This window comes from Cystobacter fuscus (assembly GCF_044360685.1).
In the GTDB taxonomy this organism is placed as follows: Bacteria; Myxococcota; Myxococcia; order Myxococcales; family Myxococcaceae; genus Cystobacter; species Cystobacter fuscus_C.
The window spans coordinates 6,762,359-6,783,039 of the sequence record NZ_CP043491.1 but is presented as its reverse complement, the minus strand read 5'-3'; the positions used below and the strand labels follow the sequence as shown (position 1 = coordinate 6,783,039).

The following is a 20,681-nucleotide window of genomic DNA, read 5'->3' as shown; positions in this document are numbered from 1 at the left end:
GTAGGGCCCATGCTTTTTGGAATCAAGACTTCAGGAAGTTATTGTTCTCGCTGAACCGTTGATGGTGCCAGAAGGGGTAGGCGGGAGGCGTGGCGCTCGCCGCGTCGAGCTTCGCCACCTGCTTCGTGGTGAGGTTCCAGCCGAGCGCGCCCAGGTTCTGGCGCAGTTGCTCCTCGTTGCGTGCGCCGATGATGACGCTGGCGACCGTCGGCCGCTGCAGCAGCCAGTTGATGGCCACCTGCGGCACCGTCTTGCCGGTCTCCGCCGCCACCTCGTCGAGCGCATCCACGACCCGGTAGAGGTGCTCCTCGGGGATCTCGGGGCCGCCCGCGGCCGTCTGGGCGTTCTGGAGCCGGGTGCCCTCGGGCAGGGGCTGGCCGCGGCGGATCCTGCCCGTCAACCGGCCCCAACCCAGCGGGCTCCAGACGACCGCGCTGACCTTCTGGTCGAGCCCCAGGGGCATCAGCTCCCACTCGTAGTCGCGCCCAACGAGCGAGTAGTACGCCTGGTGGGCCACGTAGCGCGCGAGGTTGTGGCGCTCCGACACGGCCAGCGACTTCATGAGGTGCCAGCCCGGGAAGTTCGAGCAGCCGAGGTAGCGGAGCTTCCCGGCGCGCACGAGGTCGTCGAGCGTGTTGAGTGTCTCCTCGACGGGGGTGATGGGGTCGAAGCCGTGGAGCTGGAAGAGGTCGATGTAGTCGGTGCCCAGGCGGCGCAGGCTCCCCTCGACCGCGCGGATCAGGTGGTAGCGCGACGAGCCCACTTCGTTGGGACCGGGGCCCGCGCGGAGGGTGGCCTTGGTGGAGAGGATCGCCCGCTCACGGCGGCCCTTGAGCGCCTGGCCAAGGATCTCCTCGGCCATTCCGCCCGAGTACACGTCGGCCGAGTCGAACATGTTCAGCCCGCAGTCGAGTGAGATGTCGACGAGCCGGGTGGCCTCCTTCACGTCGCTGCTGCCAAAGCCCTTGAAGAACTCGTTGCTGCCTCCAAACGTCCCCGTGCCGAGACTGAGGACGGGAACCTTGAAGCCCGAAGCGCCGAGTTGTCTGAATTCCATGGGGGAGACCTGCTTGTTGGGAGCCCGCGTTCGTGCGGAGCGGTCCCCAAGTTACCCGCGCGAACAGAGAGGATTCCAGGGCACGGCAGTAGACTCGTCGCCCTACCGGGTCTTCATTCGCTCGAATCCCTATCAGCGTAGACGGGCGTCTGATGCTTCGAAGGCTTGGCCGGCGGCCGGGTCTTGGGAATAGTGGCGGCCTCAACGCAGCTCCTGGGAGGACAACCATGGACGACTCTTCGAACTCCGCGGGCGGCGTGGCCGCCGGGGCCGTGGTCGAGCACGACGTCGAGATCAAGACCCCTGCCGGTACGGCCGACGCCGCCTTCTTCCACCCGTCGGGCAGCGGCCCGTGGCCGGGCGTGCTGCTGTGGCCGGATGCCTTCGGCCTGCGCCCCGCCATGCGCGACATGGGTCGGCGGCTGGCGGCCGAGGGTCATGCCGTTCTTGTGCCCAACCCCTTCTACCGCACCCGCAAGGCGCCGGTGTTCTCGCGGCCGATGGACTTCGCCGTCCCCGCCGACCGCGAGGAGATCATGAAGGTCGTGGGCACGCTGAATCAGGACACCACCTTCACCGATGGTGGCGCCTTCCTGTCCTGGTTGGACCAGCAGCCACAGGTGAACAAGCGCGCCAAGATCGGGGTGCAGGGCTACTGCATGGGCGGGCCGCTGACCATCCGTACCGCCTCGTTGTCGGAGCGGGTGGGCGCGGGCGCCTCGTTCCACGGCGGCGGCCTGGTCACCCAAGCGCCTGACAGCCCCCACCTGCTGGCCCCGAAGATCAAGGCCGAGATGCTGATCGCCGTCGCCGCCAACGACGACGCGCGCGACCCGCAGGCCAAGGTCAGGCTCAAGGAGGCGTTCGACGCCGCCAAGGTGAAAAACAAGATCGAGGTCTACAACGGCGCCGAGCACGGCTGGTGCGTGAAGGACATGGCCAGCGGCATCTACAACGAGGCCGCGGCCGAGAAGGCCTGGGCCGAGCTGTTGGCGCTCTACAAGCGCGCCCTGGTCTGATCGGGACCCGCGTTCGAGATGACGGCCGCCTCCTCGAGGTTTCGGCACGCCAGACGACAGGCACTTTGGCCGCGAGGCACGTCAGCTCCGTTGACACCCACCGGGTCCGGCGCACGGGCACGGAGCTCGAACAGGTAGCGCCGCTGCCGGTCATGGGGTAAGCGTGCGGGCACCCTACCCGGTAGGCGGTTGAATCAAGGCACCCGGACCCGTAAACCACCCTCGTGAGCGAAGCCCCCCATCCCTCGCAGGCGTTGAGCGAAGTCCTCGAGGATCTGCGCCGTCACCTCCTCTGGCAGCAGGAGGAGGGTGGCCGGTTCCTCCAGGTGGACGCACGTGTGGCCGCGGAAGCGCGTGCCGCGGGTCTCCCCCGGCCAGCGGCCCTGGCGCGCCCCCCTGTGGCCAGCAAGCCCGCCCCCGCACCCCAGGCGCCTCCCCCGGTGGCCCCTCCGCCGCCCCCTCGTGCGGCGGCCCCCCAGGCCGAGCGCCCCCCCGCGCCGCGAATCCAGACCCCTCCGCCTCCCGCCCTCATCGAGGTGCCGCCCCAGGCGCGTCCGTACGCGGGCGCGCTGCCGGGCGTGGTGGAAGGCGAGCGGCCCCGTCTGGACGACATCCGGCGCGAGCTGGGGGACTGCCGCCGGTGCAAGCTGTGCACGGGCCGCAAGAACATCGTCTTCGGCTCGGGCAACCCCCGCGCGGAGCTGGTGTTCGTGGGCGAGGGTCCCGGGGAGACCGAGGATCAGCAGGGCGTGCCGTTCGTGGGCGCCGCGGGCCAGCTGCTCACGAAGATGATCGAGGCGATGGGCTACCGCCGCGACGACATCTACATCTGCAACGTGGTGAAGTGCCGCCCGCCGGGCAACCGCAACCCCGAGCCGGACGAGGTGGCGGCGTGCGAGCCGTTCCTGCGCGCGCAGCTCAAGGCCATCCAGCCCAAGGCCATCGTGGCGCTGGGCAAGTTCGCGGCGCAGACGCTGCTGCGCGACAACACGCCCATCACCCGGCTGCGCGGCACCTGGCGCCAATACGAGGGCATCCAGCTCATGCCCACCTTCCACCCGGCCTACCTGCTGCGCCAACCGGCGGAGAAGCGCAAGGCGTGGGAGGATCTCCAACAGGTCATGAAGTTCTTCGGCAAGCCATCCGGGCAGCGCGGCTGAACCCAGGGTGGGCTTATCCGGGAGGGGACGCACATGAAGGGAGTACTCGAGACGCAGGAGATGCACTCACCGGCGCTGGAGGGCAACCCGCTGGGAGACCCGGCGCGGCGGGCACTGACGGTGTACCTGCCACCCGGTTATGCCGCGGGCACCCGGCGCTACCCGGCGGTGTACTTCCTCAACGCCTACAGCGGCAGCGGCAGGACGTGGACGAACTTCTCGCCGTTCTCGCTGAGCGTGCCCGAGCGGCTGGACGCGCTCGTCGCGGCGGGCTCCATTCCGCCCGTCATCGGCGTGTTCCCGGATGGGTGGACGTCGCTGGGCGGCAGCCAGTGGGTGAACAGCGACGCCATCGGCCGCTACCGTGACTTCCTGGCCAAGGACGTGCTGGGCTTCGTGGACCGCACGTACCGCACGCTGCCCAAGGCGCTCTCTCGCGCGGTGGTGGGCCACAGCTCGGGCGGCTACGGCGCGCTGGTGATGGGCCGCTACCACCCGGATCTCTTCTCGCACCTGAGCGCCCAGTCGCCCGACGCCTACTTCGAGTACTGCTACCTGCCGGATCTGCCCAAGACGGCCTCGGCGCTGCTCAAGGCGGGTGGGGTGGAGGCCTGGTACTCGGACTTCGTCCAGCGCTCCCGGGAGACCAAGGCGCGCGGCGAGGACTTCTCCATCATCAGCGCGCTAGCCATGGCCGCCGCCTACTCGCCCAAGAAGGGCGAGCCGCTCAACCTGGAGCTGCCCTTCGACACGCAGACGGGCCGGCTGCGGCCGGAGGTGTGGAACCGCTGGCTCGTGCACGATCCGGTGCGCTTCGTGCCCAAGTTCATCGACGCGTTCCGCAAGCTGAAGACCGTCTTCATCGACTGCGGCACGCGTGACGAGTTCAACCTGCGCTGGGGCGTGCGGATGGTCGCCGAGGACTTCAAGAACGGGGGCGTCGAGGTGACCCACGAGGAGTTCGAGGACGGCCACATGGGCGTCAACTACCGCTTCGAGCGCTCGCTGGCGGTGATCGGCCAGCGGCTGGTGCTCGACTAGCGGCGCGCTCAATCCATCGCGGCACAGGCGGGAGGTACGGTGATGTTTGGCTCGTTGTTGATGGCGGTGCTCATGGCCGGGGAGCCGGCGGAGCTCACGAAGCACGAGGTGAAGACGCTCACGCTGCAACTGCCCTCGGACTGGAACCAGTCCGAGGCGGATGGCACCCAGCGCTTCGCCGACCCGTCGGGGGATGCGTACGTGCTGGTGGACGTGGGCGCCGTGCAGAGCGCGGGCATGAAGCCGCAGGCGTGCGTGGACAAGATCCTCACCGCCATGGGCGGCAGCGAGGGCTGGAAGCCGCTCAAGCTAGGCAAGGCCCCGGCGGCGCGGCGCGTGGACTCGGACACCACCCCGGATGGGGCGGAGTCGGTGCGCACGGTGACGTACGTGGGGTGCGACGGGAAGACGACCTGGTCGCTCGTCTTCCACATGGACACGAAGGAGCGCGAGCACTTCGATCCGCTCGTGGAGAAGATCGCGGGCAGCGTCGCGTACGCCAAGGCCGCGCCCACGAAGAAGGGCAAGTAGGCTTCACGCGGGAGCGGGGCAGCGCATGGACACGGGGCTTCAGGGCAAGAGCGTCCTCGTCACCGGGGGCGCGGGCGGAATCGGCAGCGCGGTGGTGCGCGCCTTCGCCGAGGAGCAGGCGAAGGTGGCGGTGCACTACCACCAGAGCGCGGGCAAGGCGGAGGCCCTGGCGCGGGAGCTCGGCGGCGTGGCGCTCCGGGCGGACCTCACCTCGGAAGCCGACGTGGACGCGCTGGTGCCCGCGGCGGTGAAGGCCCTGGGCCGGCTGGACGTGCTGGTGGCCAACGCGGGCGTGTGGCCCCCCGCGGACGAGCCCGTGTGGAAGATGCCGCTCTCGCGCTGGCGCCGCACCCTGGCGGAGAACCTGGACAGCGTCTTCCTGAGCTGCCGCGCCTTCCTGCGCCACGTGGAGACGACGGGCTCGGGCAACATCATCCTCATCGCCTCCACGGCGGGCCTCTTCGGCGAGGCGGGCCACTCGGACTACGCGGCCGCCAAGGGCGCGCTGGCCAGTGGCTTCCTCAAGAGCCTGAAGAACGAGCTCAACCGCATCGCTCCGCTCGGCCGGGTGAACACCGTGTGCCCCGGCTGGACGGGGGTGGAGCGCAACCAGCACAAGCTCACCGATCCGGCGTTCGTCGAGCGGGTGACGCGCACCATGCCCTTGCGCAAGCTGGGCCGTCCGGAGGACGTGGCCCGGGTGGTGGTGACGCTCGCGTCCGATCGCATCTCCGGCCACGTCACCGGCGAGGTCATCACCGTGGCCGGCGGCATGGAAGGCCGCGTCCTGCACGAGTCCTGAGGCCCCGCCTCACGCCAGGGGGCTGGTCGTCGGGACGGCTTCCTGGGGCTCGCGGGTGACGCGCACCGCCAGCCCCAGGGCGAACATCAACAGCAGCGCGGCGCACAGGAAGGGCGCCCCGGGCTGATGGATGCCGCGCTCGGGGGCGATGGCGTACGCGAACGTCTGCGTGAAGAGCCCGGGGCCCATGAGGCCCGCGACGCCCATCAGGCTGGAGAGCGCGCCCTGGAACTGGCCCTGCTCGGAGGGCGCGATGCGGCTGGTCATCAGCCCCTGCGACGCCGGCGAGAAGAAGCCCCACAGGGCCATGATGGGAATGCCGAGCCCGCAGAAGAGCACGGGGCTCGGCGCCAGCGCGTAGACGGAGAAGCCCACCGCGCCGAACACCAGCCCCATCATCAACGTGCGCCGCTCACCCAGGCGCTTGACCACGGGCCGCACGAGGCCGCCCTGCACCACCAGCGAGCACAGCCCCGAGCCCGCCAGCGCGAGCCCCACGGCGCGCTCGTCCCAGCCGAAGCGGTAGCCCGCGTACAGCACGAACACGCTGGGCAGCGCGATGTGGGCCAGGTTGTTCAGGAAGTGCACGCTCACCAGCCCCAGCACCTCCGGGGTGGCGCGCAGCCGCAGCAGGGCGCCCACCGGATTGGCCCCGCTCCAGCGGAAGGGCTTGCGCTTCTCGGGAGGCAGGGACTCGGGCAGGACGAACAGGCCATACAGGGCATTGGTCAGGCTCAGCGCCGCCGACACCCAGAAGGGCAGGCGCGGATCGATTCCCCCCAGCAGCCCGCCCAGTCCGGGCCCCAACACGAAGCCCACCCCGAACGCCGCCCCGAGCATCCCGAAGCCCGCGGCGCGCTTGTCGCTCGGCGTCACGTCCGCGATGTAGGCGCTTGCCGTGCTGATGCTCGCCGCGGTGATGCCCGCGATGACGCGGCCCGCGAACAGCCAGCCCACCGTGGGCGCCCAGGCCATGAGGATGTAGTCCAGCCCCATGCCCACGTTGGACAGCAGGATGACCCGGCGGCGGCCATAGCGGTCCGACAGCGCCCCGAGCACCGGCGAGAAGACGAACTGCATGAGCGCCCAGGCCGTGGAGAACACGCCGAAGAGCTGGGCCGCCCGGCTCGTGTCTCCGTCCATGAAGCCGACGAGGAGCTTGGGCAGCACGGGGATGATCATTCCCATCGCCAGGATGTCGAGCAGGACGGTGATGAAGATGAAGGCCAACGCGGCACGGCGTGGGGCCCCGGATGCGAGGGGAGCGGTCATGGGCGCCCCCGTCCTATCACTTCCCGGGGCGTCCTGCCCGGAGGGCCGGGGAACCCGTCTCGCCGGGGAGACTCAGTTCGTCACGGTGAAGCGGATGACGAGCGGCACGCCGCCCAGTCCTCCCCCCTGGCTTTCGCTGTAGGGCGTGGCGCGCAGCACGTGGCTGCCCACGGCGCGCGCGCTGAGCGTGCCCAACCGGTAGGGCGCGGTGTCGTCGTCGGATGCGGCCCCGTCGTAGACGAAGCGGACGCTGCCCACCTTGGGCTCATAGGTGACGGCCTCGATGGCGGGATGGAGGATGCCCCAGGCGGCGAGGTCGGACAGATCGATCGTCGCCCCATTGTACAGCGGGGCGAACCCCGGTACGGGCTGGCCCGTGTCCGCATTGACGAGGAGCAGGGCGGTCACCGCCGTCACCACGTTGGGCAGGTTCGGACTGTTGGCGGTAATGGTGAGGGTGTTGCCCCCGAAGGTGCGCACGCTGAAGCCCGGGAACTGCTCGTTGTAGAGCCGGGACATGTCCTGCAGGGTGCGCAGCGCGTAGAGCTCGCCCAGACGCACCACGTTGTCATGATCGCTGCGCCAGTGCACCCCGGCGAACAGGCGCGCCACGCCGATGTTCGACGCCAGCTTGTCCAGCTCGTCGTACATCATCAGGGGGCCACCCTCGTAGGGCGCCAGGGCCAGGCCGTCGTCGACGACCACCTCGGGGTTGCGCAGGGGGAAGTTCGAGTAGAAGGCCTTGAGCATCGTCACCCCCGCGCCGATATAGGTGGAGTGACCCGAGCCATAGGCGGGGTGCAGCGGAGCCGCCTCGGGGAAGGCCTGGGAGAGCAGGTAGGTGCCGCCTCCGGACAGGCCCCGCGTGGCGTTGAGCTGGGCATTGCGCGCGAAGACGAGCGGGAGCACCGGGGAGTTCAGCAGCTCTGGGTTGATGGGGTAGGGCTGACGCCCCGCCAGCAGGTTGTCCACGTGGCCGCCGAACTCCTCCGGGCGCAGCCGCCGGTGCACCAGCCACTTCTGGAACCAGTCCGCGCGCAGGGCGGTGTTGGTGACGAGCACCGCGGCCGACTGGGCGTCGGAGTTGCCGAAGGTGACGAAGGCCTCCTGCTTGAGGTACTGGCGGTAGGGGCTCAGCTCGTCGAGCGCCCGGAACGAGGACTTGGGATCCGGATCGTAGTTGCCATTGGCCAGGAAGTCGCCCTGGCGTGCCAGCAGCAACGCCGCGCTCAAGGTGGACTCGAGAGGGTAGTCCGTGTGCACGTACTCGGTCAGGTCGCGGGCGTTGCGGATGTGCCGGCGGAGCGGTTCATACTCGTCGCGCTCGTCGATGAGGCCTCCATTGAGGGTGGGGACCCGGCCGTTCTGGATGTCCAGCCACTCGGCGAACTGGGTGACCCGATCATCCCCGCTGGGGCGCACGAGGTTGCGCTGGGGGAGCGTCTGGTAGCCCGTGGGCTCATCGCGGAAGAGCACGAACGGGCCGGCGCTGTAGGGGATGTCCTTGATGAGGAATTGCGACAGGAAGGGGCCCTTGAGCGCCCCCTCCACGTCCGCGCGGAAGATGACCTCGGGCGTCACCACGCCGTTCGCCTTGGCGCCGCGGTACAGTCTCAACTGATTGAGCCGCTGGGCGGCGGCGGCGATGAGCGGTGAGGTGGTGTACTCGTCGAAGTTCACGTCGCGCGCCAGTGCCATCCAGTACAGCTCGTCCATTTCTCCCGCCGTCTCGTTGCTGGCGTAGCGGGGCGCGGGCTGGATGGCCGTCGCCTGGGGATCCGCTCCCTCCAGCGTGAAGGCGTAGGCGGCCTGGGGGTTGACCAGCTTGCGCTCGCCTCCGAGAGGAATGGCCTCGAAGTCGAGCGGATTGCCCGTCCGCAGCGCGGACAAGTACTGCTGATAGGCGGGGAGGGAGACATTGCCGAGCGCGTCGTGCGGCAGCCCCTTCGTGTAGTTGGCGAAGCGCGTGGAGTAGCGCTGCTCATCCCCATTGTTGGGATGCTCGGGCAGTGGCTGGTTTCGCTGGGCGTTGGCGGCATCCACCCGGATCTGCCGGGCACGCTCCGCGCGCGATACGTCTCCGATCTGTGCTTCCGCGGCAGTTGAAACAGACATCAACAGCGGAATCACGGGGAACAAGAGTGGGATTCTCATCCGAGGCACTCACCATCAGGGCATGTGGGGGTACACCTGGGGCGCTCGGGAAAAACGGGCGGAGGTGGGCACCAGGTGCCTTGTTGATAGCACTTCGCCGTGAAGTATTTTCCTGACCGGATGAACAGATGAGAGGGATTTGTTGAGTGCTGGGTCATGCCATTCCCTGTCGTGGACTTGAGACGTCGTGTCTCGAATAGACAGGCGAATTGAGGAGCAGGATAGACTTGCGGCGTTGAAGTGTTTGTCCGGTCTACGTGGCGGTTCGAGGCCGCCTGCCCCCGGGACGCCGGGCTCGCCCCCCGGGGCTGCTTGCGGAGTTCGTTTCGGAGCGATAGAGCTAGGAACGTGATGACCCGCTTCGCCGCACTCCTTCTCGCCCTCCTGGTCTCGGGGCAGGCCGCCTTCGCCGGCGGGAGTGAGCGCGTGTGCCGTTACACCGGCCGCCGGGTCGCTCCATGCGCGGCGTGCCCCGGCAAGAAGCAGATGCAGGACGCCCGGCTGCTCGCCCAGGACTGCTGCGAGCTGCGTCAGGGTCATCCCCTGGACGTGGGAGCCCGCCTGCCCGCCGTCGACGCGCAGATCCAGGTCCACTGGGTGGAGCTGCCCGAGGGCATCGACTGGGCGGCTCCCTCGCCTCCCGAACAGCCGGGGCTCCGCTTGCGCTCCGGGCACGACCCGCCTCCGCGCGAGCGCCTGTTCCTCTCCCTGCGTCAGCTGCTGATTTGAGCCGGTCTCCGTCTCCGTCTCCGTGAGGGCCTCGCGCCACTCCGGACACGCGAGGCGTGCGTCCAGAAACCGTTGCTCGACTCATCTCTTTCGCGGAACACCTTCCATGTCTCTTTCGATGAAGCTGCTGACCGGCGCCCTGGCGCTCGGTCTGTCCGCGTGCGCCCTGAGCGCCGCGGAGCGTGCCCCTTCCTTGCTGGATCCCTCCAACCCCGCGGCGCCCGAGTCCCCCATGCGGGCCATGCTCGCCCTGCACGGCTCGCCCTCCGCCGCGCCTCCCGCCACGCTGGCCCAGGCCGAGAAGACTCCGGACGCCGGAACGCCCTCCTCGGCCCTCTACGTGTGTCCCATGCATCGGGACGTCACCTCGCACGAGCCGGGACGCTGCCCGAAGTGCGGGATGAAGCTCGTGCTCCAGGCCCCTGCCGCGCCGAAGGAGAGCGCCTCCCGGGAGGGGCTGGCGCCGGGCGCGTCCTCCATGCAGGGTGGTTCCCCATGAACCGCCTCCTGCTCACGGCGGCCGTGTGCCTGTCCGCCATGGGCTGCGCGACGCTGTCTCCCGAGCGGGGACACGCGGAGCTCGGAGCCCTGGTGCAGGAGCGGGTGCGGGTGTCCACGGGCTGGGAGAAGGGCTCGCCTCCGGCCGAGGCCGTGCGCGAGCGCGTCCACGCCCTGCTCCAGGACGGACTCACGCGAGAGGAGGCCGTACGCTTGGCGCTCGTGAACAACCCGGGGCTCCAGGCCTCCTACGAGTCACTCGGCGTCTCCCAGGCGGACATGGTGGAGGCGGGGCTGTTGCGCAACCCCACGCTGGGCGCGGCGGTCGGCTTCCCGAACACGCCAGGTGTCGGCCCCCGCCTCGAGTTCTCCCTCGTGCAGGACGTGCTCGATCTCTTCATGCTTCCGGCGCGCAAGCAGATCGCCCGGCAGCAGTTCGAGGCGGACGTGCTGCGCACCGCCCATGAGGCGCTGGCCGTGGTGGCCGAGACGCGCGAGGCCTATACGGCGGTCCAGGCGGCCGACAAGCTGCTGCGCTACCAGACCCAGCTCGTGGCCGTCTTCTCGGCGGCGGCCGAGCTGGCGCGGATGCAGCACGAGGCGGGCAACATCCCCGAGTTGGATCTCTCCCTCTCGCGCGCCGCCTGGCAGGAGGCCCGCGTGGGCCTCGCCCGGGAGGAGCTGGCGCTCGTGGAGAGCCGGGAGCGGTTGAACCGGATGCTCGGGCTGTGGGGCGAGGACACGGAGTGGACCGTGAGCGAGTCCCTCCCCGAGCCGCCCGCCGAGGAGCCCACCCTGGAGCACCTGGAGCGGCTCGCGATCGAGCGGCGCCTGGACATCGACGCCGCGCGCAAGGACGTGGCGTTGATGGAGAAGGCCGTCTCCCTGGCGCGCGGCTCCCGTTTCTTCGGCACGGTGGAGGTGGGCGTGGACGCCGAGCGCGAGTCGGATGGGCTGCGCATCATCGGCCCGAGCCTCGTGTTGGAGCTGCCCCTGTTCAATCAGCGGCAGGCGCTCATCGGCGGGCTGGAGGCGCGCGAGCGTCAGGCCGGGCGGAAGCTGACGCAGCTGTCCGTCGATGCCCGCTCCGAGGTGCGGCAGCGGCGGGCGGCGCTGCAGACGGCGCGGCGGTTGGTGGAGCACTACAAGGTGGAGTTGTTGCCCGTGCGCCGGCGGGTCGTGGAGCAGTCGCAGCTCCAATACAACGCCATGGTGTTGAGCCCGTTCCAGCTCCTCGAGGCCCGGCAGGAGGAGGTGCGGACGTATCGGGAGTACGTGGAGACGCTGCGGGACTATTGGAATGCCCGGAACGCCCTGGAGAACGCGGTGGGTGGCCGGCTGACGGACGACGTGGGAGAGAAGCGATGAGCGAGACGAAGGGATTGAGCCGGCGGCGCTTGCTCGTCGCCAGTGGCCTGGGCATGGCCGGGACCACGCTGTTGTCGACCACGCAGGCGCGGGCCCAGGAGCCGTTCTCCGGGACGCCGGCGCGCGAGGGCTCGGCGGCGGACACGGGCAAGCCCCAGGCGAGCGGCAAGCACCTGCCCCCGGGGCGGCCCGGCCGGGACTACACGCCGGTGGTGGTGCCCAACGGCACGAAGCTGCCCTGGAAGCTGGTGGACGGCGTGAAGGTCTTCCACATGGTGGCCCAGGAGGTGGATCACGAGTTCGCGCCGGGGCTCCAGGCGCGGTGCTGGGGCTACAACGGCCGCGTGCATGGCCCGGTCATCGAGGCGGTGGAAGGCGACCGCGTGCGCTTCTACGTCACCAACCGGCTGCCCGCGCCCACCACGGTGCACTGGCACGGGCTGCTCCTGCCCAATGGCATGGATGGGGTGGGGGGACTCAACCAGAAGGCCATCGCCCCCGGCGAGACGTTCAAGTACGAGTTCACCCTGCGCCAGTCGGGCACGCTGATGTACCACTCGCACCACGACGAGATGACGCAGATCGCCCTGGGCATGACGGGCATGTTCATCGTCCACCCCCGCCAGCCGCCGCGGGGGCCCAAGGTGGATCGGGACTTCGCGCTGATGCTGCACGAGTGGCGTCTGGACCCGGGCGCCCGGCGGCCCAACCCCAACGAGATGACGGACTTCAACCTGCTGACGATCAACGGCAAGGCCTTCCCGGGCACGGCGCCGCTGGTGGTGAAGAAGGGGCAGCGGGTGCGCATCCGGCTGGGCAACCTCGGCCCCATGGACCATCACCCCATCCACCTGCACGGCTACCAGTTCCGCATCACCGAGACGGACGGGGGACGCGTCCCCGAGTCCGCCCAGTGGTCGGACACCACGGTGCTGGTGCCGGTGGGCAGCACGCGCGGCATCGAGTTCGTGGCGGACGAGCCCGGGGACTGGGCGATGCACTGCCACATGACCCACCACGTGATGAACCAGATGGGGCACGGCATGCCCAACCTCATCGGCCTCAAGCCCGAGGGCTTCGACGAGAAGGTGCGCGAGATCTTGCCGGACTACATGACCATGGGCCACACGGGCATGGGGGAGATGGAGGACATGGGCATGGCCGTGCCGGCCAACAGCATCCCCATGGTGGGCGGCAAGGGCCGCTACGGCGGCATCACCATGGGGGGCATGTTCACGGTGCTCAAGGTGCGCGAGCACCTGGAGGGCTACGGAGATCCGGGCTGGTATGACAACCCGGTGGCCACCCTGGCGAGCACCGCGCAGAAGGCGGACCTGCTGCGCGACGGCATCGACGTGAACGCCGACCCCGGCGTCACCGACGGCGGCGCCTGAGCCGCCATCCCCTCACTTGCCGAGGAACCCGAGCAGTGCCTCGTGCCACTTCTCGGGGGCCTCGAAGTGGGGGATGTGCCCCACGTTGGGCAGCTCCACGAGCGTGGCGCGGGGGAAGGCCTTCGCCGCGCGCCGGCCCAGCTCCGGGTACTGGCCCAGCTTCGTGAGGGCCTCGGGCGACACGCGCGCCCGGCCAATCGTGGTGCGATCCGCCTGCCCGATGACGAGCAGCACCGGCGCCGTCACCTGCGGGAACTCATGCACCACCGGCTGCTGGTAGATCATCTGCTCGGTGGCGGCGGACACCCACGCCAGCCGCGGGTACTCGCCCCCGAGCGTCTGGCGGTAGATGACCTGGACATACTCCTCGTACTCGGGACGCCACGTGACGTAGTAGGTCTTCTGGTACTTGCGCACCGACTCCTCGGTGGTGTCGAGCTGGCCCTTGTAGAGCTCCTCGGTGGAGCGCCAGGGCACGAGGACGCGGTAATCCTCCAGGCCGATGGGATTCTCCAGGATGAGGTGCGTGGTGCTCTCCGGGAACAGGAGCGCGAAGCGCGTGGCGAGCATGCCGCCCATGGAGTGCCCCACGATGGCGGCCTTGGAGATGCCGAGCTTCTCCAGCACCCGCTTCGTCTGGGTGGCGAGCAGGTGGAAGCTGTAGTCGATGGCCGGCTTGGAGGATTTGCCGAAGCCGAGCTGATCCGGCACCACGACGCGGTAGCCCGCCTGGCCGAGCGCGCGGAGGGTGTCGCGCCAGTAGGCGCCGAAGAAGTTCTTGCCGTGGAACAGCACGACGGTGCGCCCGTTGGCCTTGCCGCTCGGGGGCACGTCCATGTAGGCCATGCGGACGTCCTGGCCCTGAATCGTCAGCGGGAGGAACTGGACGGGGGCGGGGTAGGCGTAGCCCTCGAGCGCGATACCGAGCGGCTCGGGGGCCTTCTTCTCCTGGGAGAGGGCGGGCAGGGCACTCAGCAGCAACGCGAGGGTGAACACGGAGCGGATCGCGGAGGTCATGCCCGAGGAATACCGCCTCGGTGGGCTCTTCGAGCACGGAAGCGTGATATCGCGTGGATCCGGTCTTCAGTGTTCAACAAGGAGCCGTCATGGGGACGGAGTGGAAGCGCGGTATGGATCTGCGTGCCTACAACCGTGAGGCCTGGAACCGCCAGGTAGCCAAGGGGGATCGGTGGACGATTCCCGTGGGACCCGAGGTGATCGCCGCGGCGCGCCGGGGGGAGTGGAGCGTGGTGCTCACCCCGTGCAAGCCCGTGCCGCGCGAGTGGTTCGGCTCGCTGGCGGGCAAGGACGTGCTGGGCCTGGCGAGCGCGGGTGGTCAACAGTGTCCGGTGTTCGCCGCCGCCGGGGCCCGCGTCACGGTGTTCGACAACTCGCCCGCCCAGCTCGCGCGCGATGCCGAGGTGGCCGAGCGCGAGGGCCTCAACATCCGCCGCGTGGAAGGTGACATGCGCGACCTGTCCGCCTTCGCGGACGAGAGCTTCGATCTCATCTTCCACCCCTGTTCCAACTGCTTCGCGCCGGAGATCCGCCCCGTGTGGCACGAGGCCTTCCGGGTGCTGCGCCCGGGCGGCGTGCTGCTCTCGGGCTTCTCCAACCCCATCGTCTTCCTGTTCGACCCGGAGCTGGACAAGCAGGGCGGGCCGCGGCTCAAGTACCGCATGCCGTACTCGGACGTGGCGAGCCTCACCGACGAGGAGCGGCGCCGCTACACCGACGAGGGCGAGCCCCTGTGCGTGGCGCACTCGCTGGAGGATCAGATCGGCGGGCAGCTCGACGCGGGCTTCCTGCTCACCGGCTTCTACGAGGACAAGCACACCGAGGGAGACCGGCTGTCGGAGTACCTGTCGGGGTTCTGCGCCACCCGGGCGCTCAAGCCCGCCTCCCGGTAGCGGGGGCGTCGCGGGGAAAATGCCCCGCCAAATCCTCCAGGAATAATCCCGCCCCGCGTCGTACTAGCGATGGGGCGGGGAGTTCGGGACCCCTGGAGATGACGACATGCGGAGTATTCTGCGCGGTGCGTTGGCATCGCTCGTGATGGTTTTTTCGGCCGCGAACGCGGGCACGCTGCCGGTGCCACTGTTCCCCCAAGAGACGAACCAGTGGTGCTGGGCTGGCAGTGGCCAGATGATCATGAATTATCTGGGCGCCACGCGGGTGTCCCAGTGTGATCAGGCCAACCGGCGCCTGGGACGCTCGGATTGTTGCAACAGTCCCGTGCCCTCGGCGTGTGTACAGCCCGGCTGGCCCGAGTTCGAGAAGTATGGCTTCGCGTACAACACCACGTCCAACAGCGCGCTGAGCTGGTCGTCGCTGGTGAGCGAGATCAACGCCAACCGGCCCGTGGGCTTCTCCTGGGGATGGACTGGTGGCGGCGGACACATGATGGTGGCCAGCGGGTATCTCACGCTCCTCAACACCAATTATGTCTACGTCAATGATCCGTGGGCGCCCAACGTGGGGGATCAATACTATATCACCTACTCGGAGTACGTGAGCGGCGCCGATCACGTTCACTGGCGCGACTACTACAACATCCGCGAGAACCCGCCCTGCTACAGCGACTTCCACAATCTGTCCGCGAGCAGCTTCCAGGGGTGTTTCGACCACCACGCCTGGCGTGATCGCTGGCCGGTCACCCTGACCGCGTACAACTCCTCGGGCAGCCGGTTGATGGCGGGCTCCTTCCAGGCGGCGGGGAGCCGTCCGGTGCGCGTGTTGATGACGACGCAGCAGTTCCAGTCCTACTTCGAGACCTACCGCGCCCAGGGCTGGCGTCCGGATCGGGTCAGCGTGCTGCCCACGTCCAGCGGCCCGCTCTTCTCCGTCATCTGGGCGCCCATCGACGGCGCGTTCCTCTCCCTGGCCAACCTGACCGAGGCCGAGATGTCCGCGAAATGGAGCGAGATGTGGAACGCCGGCTACCTGAACGTGGACCTGGCCGTCTACAACGACAACGGCGTCATCCGCTTCTCCGGCGTCTGGGTGAAGAAGGCCCACAACGGCTACGCCACCTACTGGCACATGACGGCGGCGGACTTCGAGTCGAAGAAGCAGAGCTTCGCGGCCCAGGGCCTCATGCCCGTGCGCTTCAACTCCTACTCCACGCCCAATGGCATCCGCTACGCGGCCACCTGGCACCCCTCGTCGTCTGGCTTCTATCAGGCCTACAACATGACGAGCGCCGGCTATCAATCCACCTACGACTACGTGGCCGGGTTGAATCAGGGCTACCGCCTGTCCCACGTGAGCGCGCTGGACGGCGTGCTGTCCGCCCTCTGGACGAAGTAGCCGCCCGGCCTTTTCTCCCTCTCGATTCTGGAAAGACATCCCATGAAGAACCTCCTGCTGTCCGCATGCCTCCTCGTCCTGGGCTCCGCCCCCGCCTCCTTCGCGCAACCCGATGACGCCCGCGCCGCCGCGGCCCGCACCCTCCAGGACTTCGCTGGACGGGTGAGCGCCTCCAACGCCCGCTCCCTGGGATTCCAGGGCCCGGAGGAGGCGGGGACCGGAACCCTCGGCGAGCCCCTCGCGGTGTTCATGGTCTCCCTCGAGCAACTCCAGCGCTACCAGGGCGAGGACCCGGGCCGGCTGCTGCGCGATCTCCATCGCGTCGTCTACCCGGTCCAGGTGGAGGGCGAGGTCCGCTCCCTCGTGGAGGTCCAGTCCACCCGGGGCCGGTGGGAGACGGTGCAGCTCGGCGGCGCCCAGAAGAGCCGCCTGCTGGAGAAGCACCGGCGTGGCGTGATGCGCACCGCCGGGGCACGCGCCTCGGACTTCTTCGAGCTGCGCGTGCCCGCCCTCCACCTCGTCTTCCTCGCCCACCACGGCGCCGAGGGACTCGTGGTGACGCCGTTGCTCGATGAGGCTTCCCTGGGGCTGCGGGCCGGCCAGCCGGAGCTCGCCAGTCAGGTCTTCTCCCGGCTCGCCCCCCGGGCGCGCGAGACGCCCCTGCTCGTGCCTTGAGCTGTCTCTCGACGAGGAGTGAAGTCCCCGGAGGCCCTTTCGCCGGGATGCGTCCCATGCGAAGTAGTGCCCTCGTGGACTTCCCGTTTCGATTCACCCGCACCCGGAGTCCGGCACGGACCCCCGTCCCCGCGAGCGCCACGCCCGGCGCTCCCGGCTCCGCGCGGGAGTTCCAGGAGGTGGTGGCCCGCTGCCAGCCTCAACTGGAGGAGCGCGCCCGGTTCCTGTGCCGGGGCCGCAACCCCTCGGATGCGAAGGACCTGCTCCAGGACACCTACGAGCGGGCGTTCCGCGCCTTCCACACCTATGACCGGTCCGCGCCCCCCCTGCCGTGGCTGGCCTCCATCCTCGTCAGGCGATTCCTCGACATGTGCCGGCAGGACAAGCGCCATCCCCAGCAGGAATTCACCGAGGGCCTGGACGTTGCCAGCGAGGAGGCGGCTCCGGCGGAGACGTGGGCGGGCTATACGCTGGAAGACGTCTGGCGCGCGGTGGAGAAGCTGCCGGAGGAATTCCGGGACGTGGTGCGGTTGAAGGACATGGAAGGTCTGTCGTACGCGCGCATCGCCGAGCAGCTCGGCATCGCCCCCATGACGGTGGGCACCCGGTTGTTCCGGGCGCGCAAGCGGCTCAAGGACATCCTTCTCGAGCAGGCACAACCCGGAGGTGTCGAGTGATGGCTTGCGAGCGGATCGCCGCCTTCGTGGATGGAGAGCTGTCCACGAGCGAGGCCGAGGAGTTCCAGGCCCACCTCGCGGGGTGCGCCGACTGCCAGGCCGCCCTGGAGGATCAACTCCAGGCGAGTCTCGCCGTGCAGTCGGCCGCGGCCTCGCGCCGTGCCCCGCGCCGCGAGCCCTTCCGCCCCTCCTGGGCCCACCGCACCACCCGGATGTGGAGCGCGGGCGTGGGAATGGCGGCCCTCGTGCTGCTCGGCCTGCTGGCGGCGTGGTGGATGCGGCCCGCGTCCCCCGAGGTGGGGGCCCAGCTGCTCGCGCTCGCGCCGACGCGCTCCCTGGACGGCCGGCTTGGCTACCCGGGCCTGGATGGCTACCGGAGCTCCGGCACGCTGCGCGATGGGGCCTCGGGCTCCGCGGAGCTGGATGTGAAGCTGCTGGCGCGGCTCGAGGAGCAGGGGGACTTCCACGGCCTGGCGACGGCGTACCTGCTCGCCGGTGAGTTCGAGCGCGCCGAGAAGGCCCTGGAGCGTCTGCCGCCCTCGCCGGACGTGGACAGCGATCGCGCGTTGGCGGCGCTGGGCCGGGGCGAGCCCGAGCGGGCCCTCGAGGCGCTGGATCGCGCGCTGAGGGCGGCGCCAGAGCACGCGCGCGCCCATTGGAACCGCGGTGTCGCGTTGCGCGCGATGTCGTTGGAGCTGGCCGCCGCCATGGAGTTCCAACACGTGGCGGACCGGGGCGAGCCGGGGTGGAGCGAGGAGGCGAAGCGGCTGGCGGAGGGGCTGCGCGCGAGCGCCGCGTCCCGGAGCCGTGCGTGGACGGACATGAACGCCGCGGGCATGGCGCTCGCGCTGGAGGGACGGACGCCGCCGGCCGCGATGGTCCGCCGCAATCCGGACCTGGCGCGGCTCTACCTCTACCATGCGATCCGCGCCGCGGTGTCCCGGGAGCAGGTGCTCGCGCTGGCACCGCTGGCCAGCGCCCTGGACGCCGCGGCCCGGAACTCCACCGCTTCCAACTATGTGCAACGCGTGGCCCGGGCCGACTTCGCGCGCCGCGCACCGCTGGCCCGCACGTACCGCGCGCTGTTGGAGGATGCCCGGGCCCTGTCGGGCGAGGAGGCGCAGGGGTACCTCACGCGCCTGCGCCGCGCGGGCGAGCGGGAGTTGCTGCTCGGCGCCATCCTCCTGCTGCGCGTCGAGCGCCAGCACCTGGAGGAGTTGCGCGCGCTCGTCGAGGAGTCGGGCGAGGCCGTGTGGTACCGCGCGCCGCTGGTGAAGGCCCAGGTGGCGGAGGATCTGGCGCATGGAGACGGCGCCCGGGCCGAGCAGCGGCTCGTGGCGGCGATCGACGAGTGCCACCGGGCCCGGCTGGAGTACCGGTGCGTGTCGCTCCAGGCGGAGCTCAGCGGCCTCTACAACCAGTTGGATCGCCGCCAGGAGGCGATGGGGCCCGCGCGCGCGGCGCTGGACGTGGCGCGCCGCCTCGGGGACTGGCACCACGAGGAGGTGCTCGTGCTCGCGCTCATCAACAGCGCGCGCCTGAGCCACGAGCCCGCGCTCGCCCGGGCCTACCTGGACGAGTACCTGCAACGGCAGCCGGAGGACTGTGAGCGGCGCGCGGACTACCACCATCAACGCGCGCTCCTGGCCATCGAGGCGCTGGACGTGGCGGAGGCCCGGCGCGAGGTGGCGCGGGCCCGCGAGTGCGCGGCGCCGCCCTCCCTGTTCGAGCTCGCCGTCTACGGAGATCTCCTGCGCTTCGGCACGACCGCGGACGAGCGCGCGTACGTGGCGCGGCGGGTGGAGCTGTTGCGCGAGGATGCGTCGTTCACGCCGGGCGCGCGCCTGCTGCTGGATCAGATGGCGGCGCGCATCCTCATCGAGACGGACCGGCGCGAGGGGCAGCGGCGCCTGCGCGAGGTCATCGCGGCGGCCGGGCCCATGCGGGCCACGGACATCGAGGCGCGCAAGGCCTGGTCCTACGCCCACCAGACGCTGGTGATGGACGCCGGGAAGGCGGGGGAGTTCGACGAGGCCCTCACCGTGCTCGCCGCCGGACAGGAGCGCGCCGCGCCGGCCTCGTGCCTGCTCGCCGTGGCGGGGCAGGACGAGCGCGTCCTCTTCGTGGCGCGTGGCTCCCGGGGTGACGTGCGGGGCGAGTACCTGGGGCAGCGCACCCGTCCGCTCCTCGAGGACTTCCCCGCGGTGCCTCCGGCGGTGCTGGAGGGGCTCACGGGGTGTGACGCCGTGCGGGTGCTCGCCGAGCCCGTGCTCCTGGGACGTCCCGGACTGCTGGGACCCGAGCGGGCCTGGAGCTACCTGGTTCCCGGGGGCGGAGAGGGGAAGGGGCCCGAGGCCGGACTGCCTCCCAAGCACGTGGTGGTGTCGGATGTGGAGCCGCCAGCTACGCTCGGTCTGCCGCGCCTGCTGCCGTGGAACCGCGCGCCGCGGCCGGGAGAGGTCCTCCTGCGGGGCGCGTCGGCCACCCCCGACGCGGTCCTCGCGGAGCTCGAGGACGCCACCGAGGTGGAGTTCCATGCGCACGGCTTGATCCGCTCGGGCTTCTCCGACGCGTCCTTCCTCGCGCTGTCTCCCGAGCCCGACGGCCGCTACGCGTTGACGGTCTCGGACCTCCAGGGGATGTCGCTCCGGGGCGCGCCGCTGGTGCTGCTCGCCGCGTGCCGCGCGAATGGGGGCGCCTTGCGCTACTACGCCGTGGCGAGCCTGCCCGCGGCGTTCATCCAGGCGGGTGCCCGGTCCGTGGTGGCTCCCGCCTCGCCCATCCCCGATGCCGAAGGGGGCGCCTTCTTCCAGGCCCTGCTCGACGAGGTAGGGCGGGGAGCCACACCCGCCCAGGCCCTGGCGAGGACGCGCTCCGTCTGGCTGCGTGACCGGCCGGCCCCCTGGGTGTCGGAGCTCGTGCTTTTCGAATGAGGGAATATCCATTTCCCCCGGCGTAGAGAGGGTGGACGTTCACCTTGAACAGCAGGGGAGAT

The 20,681-nt window shown here is 70.0% G+C and carries 18 protein-coding genes; 14 read left to right on the top strand and 4 right to left on the bottom strand.

What is annotated here, in order from left to right; translation table 11 throughout:
• Positions 1–22: 22 nt before the first annotated feature.
• Entirely contained in the window at positions 23–1,057 is a 1,035-nt protein-coding gene (locus F0U63_RS27765) for an aldo/keto reductase (protein WP_395834154.1), read from the bottom strand.
• A gap of 227 nt (positions 1,058–1,284) precedes the next feature.
• On the opposite strand from F0U63_RS27765, the gene F0U63_RS27760 reads away from it, so the two are divergent.
• From F0U63_RS27760 to F0U63_RS27740, 5 genes are all read left to right on the top strand, one after another.
• Positions 1,285–2,076, top strand: coding sequence for a dienelactone hydrolase family protein (locus F0U63_RS27760; RefSeq protein ID WP_395834152.1), 792 nt, complete (start codon positions 1,285–1,287; stop codon positions 2,074–2,076).
• A 224-nt stretch (positions 2,077–2,300) separates the two neighbouring features.
• Positions 2,301–3,236, top strand: a complete 936-nt coding sequence (locus tag F0U63_RS27755; RefSeq protein WP_395834150.1) for a uracil-DNA glycosylase family protein — start codon at positions 2,301–2,303, stop codon at positions 3,234–3,236.
• Positions 3,237–3,269: 33 nt separating this feature from the next.
• The gene (locus F0U63_RS27750) at positions 3,270–4,277 is read left to right on the top strand and encodes an alpha/beta hydrolase (protein WP_395834148.1); all 1,008 of its coding nucleotides are present in this window, start codon (positions 3,270–3,272) and stop codon (positions 4,275–4,277) included.
• Positions 4,278–4,319: 42 nt separating this feature from the next.
• A complete protein-coding gene (locus tag F0U63_RS27745) occupies positions 4,320–4,808 on the top strand; it encodes a hypothetical protein (RefSeq protein ID WP_395834146.1) in 489 nt (162 codons plus the stop codon).
• A 25-nt stretch (positions 4,809–4,833) separates the two neighbouring features.
• Positions 4,834–5,610 carry an SDR family NAD(P)-dependent oxidoreductase gene (locus F0U63_RS27740; RefSeq protein ID WP_395834144.1) on the top strand — a complete coding sequence of 259 codons (777 nt, stop codon included), beginning with the start codon at positions 4,834–4,836 and terminating at the stop codon, positions 5,608–5,610.
• 9 nt (positions 5,611–5,619) lie between these two features.
• Here the strand turns inward: F0U63_RS27740 and F0U63_RS27735 are convergent, their stop codons facing one another.
• The gene (locus F0U63_RS27735) at positions 5,620–6,882 is read right to left on the bottom strand and encodes a TCR/Tet family MFS transporter (protein ID WP_395834142.1); all 1,263 of its coding nucleotides are present in this window, start codon (positions 6,880–6,882) and stop codon (positions 5,620–5,622) included.
• A 72-nt stretch (positions 6,883–6,954) separates the two neighbouring features.
• Positions 6,955–9,036: a hypothetical protein gene (locus tag F0U63_RS27730; protein WP_395834140.1), complete on the bottom strand. Its 2,082-nt coding sequence runs from the start codon at positions 9,034–9,036 to the stop codon at positions 6,955–6,957.
• Positions 9,037–9,384: 348 nt separating this feature from the next.
• On the opposite strand from F0U63_RS27730, the gene F0U63_RS27725 reads away from it, so the two are divergent.
• From F0U63_RS27725 to F0U63_RS27710, 4 genes are all read left to right on the top strand, one after another.
• On the top strand, positions 9,385–9,765 hold the full coding sequence (locus F0U63_RS27725) for a hypothetical protein (protein ID WP_395834138.1): 381 nt from the start codon (positions 9,385–9,387) through the stop codon (positions 9,763–9,765).
• A 106-nt stretch (positions 9,766–9,871) separates the two neighbouring features.
• A complete protein-coding gene (locus F0U63_RS27720; RefSeq protein ID WP_395834136.1) occupies positions 9,872–10,264 on the top strand; it encodes a heavy metal-binding domain-containing protein in 393 nt (130 codons plus the stop codon).
• On the top strand, positions 10,261–11,631 hold the full coding sequence (locus F0U63_RS27715) for a TolC family protein (protein ID WP_395834133.1): 1,371 nt from the start codon (positions 10,261–10,263) through the stop codon (positions 11,629–11,631). The genes F0U63_RS27720 and F0U63_RS27715 overlap by 4 nt, the downstream gene beginning before the upstream one ends.
• Complete coding sequence (locus F0U63_RS27710) at positions 11,628–13,025, top strand: multicopper oxidase family protein (protein WP_395834131.1); 1,398 nt, start codon at positions 11,628–11,630, stop codon at positions 13,023–13,025. The genes F0U63_RS27715 and F0U63_RS27710 overlap by 4 nt, the downstream gene beginning before the upstream one ends.
• 12 nt (positions 13,026–13,037) lie before the next feature.
• Here the strand turns inward: F0U63_RS27710 and F0U63_RS27705 are convergent, their stop codons facing one another.
• Complete coding sequence (locus F0U63_RS27705; RefSeq protein ID WP_395834129.1) at positions 13,038–14,042, bottom strand: alpha/beta fold hydrolase; 1,005 nt, start codon at positions 14,040–14,042, stop codon at positions 13,038–13,040.
• A 113-nt stretch (positions 14,043–14,155) separates the two neighbouring features.
• Here F0U63_RS27705 and F0U63_RS27700 point away from each other — a divergent pair, with 113 nt between their 5' ends.
• The 5 genes from F0U63_RS27700 to F0U63_RS27680 all read left to right on the top strand — a co-directional run bounded on the left by F0U63_RS27700 (position 14,156) and on the right by F0U63_RS27680 (position 20,619).
• On the top strand, positions 14,156–14,935 hold the full coding sequence (locus F0U63_RS27700) for a class I SAM-dependent methyltransferase (RefSeq protein WP_395834128.1): 780 nt from the start codon (positions 14,156–14,158) through the stop codon (positions 14,933–14,935).
• A gap of 106 nt (positions 14,936–15,041) precedes the next feature.
• Positions 15,042–16,334 carry a C39 family peptidase gene (locus F0U63_RS27695; RefSeq protein WP_395834126.1) on the top strand — a complete coding sequence of 431 codons (1,293 nt, stop codon included), beginning with the start codon at positions 15,042–15,044 and terminating at the stop codon, positions 16,332–16,334.
• Positions 16,335–16,376: 42 nt separating this feature from the next.
• Positions 16,377–17,009: a hypothetical protein gene (locus tag F0U63_RS27690; RefSeq protein WP_395834124.1), complete on the top strand. Its 633-nt coding sequence runs from the start codon at positions 16,377–16,379 to the stop codon at positions 17,007–17,009.
• A gap of 56 nt (positions 17,010–17,065) precedes the next feature.
• The gene (locus tag F0U63_RS27685; RefSeq protein WP_395834122.1) at positions 17,066–17,686 is read left to right on the top strand and encodes an RNA polymerase sigma factor; all 621 of its coding nucleotides are present in this window, start codon (positions 17,066–17,068) and stop codon (positions 17,684–17,686) included.
• Positions 17,686–20,619: a CHAT domain-containing protein gene (locus F0U63_RS27680; protein WP_395834120.1), complete on the top strand. Its 2,934-nt coding sequence runs from the start codon at positions 17,686–17,688 to the stop codon at positions 20,617–20,619. The genes F0U63_RS27685 and F0U63_RS27680 overlap by 1 nt, the downstream gene beginning before the upstream one ends.
• The last annotated feature ends 62 nt before the right edge of the window (positions 20,620–20,681 follow it).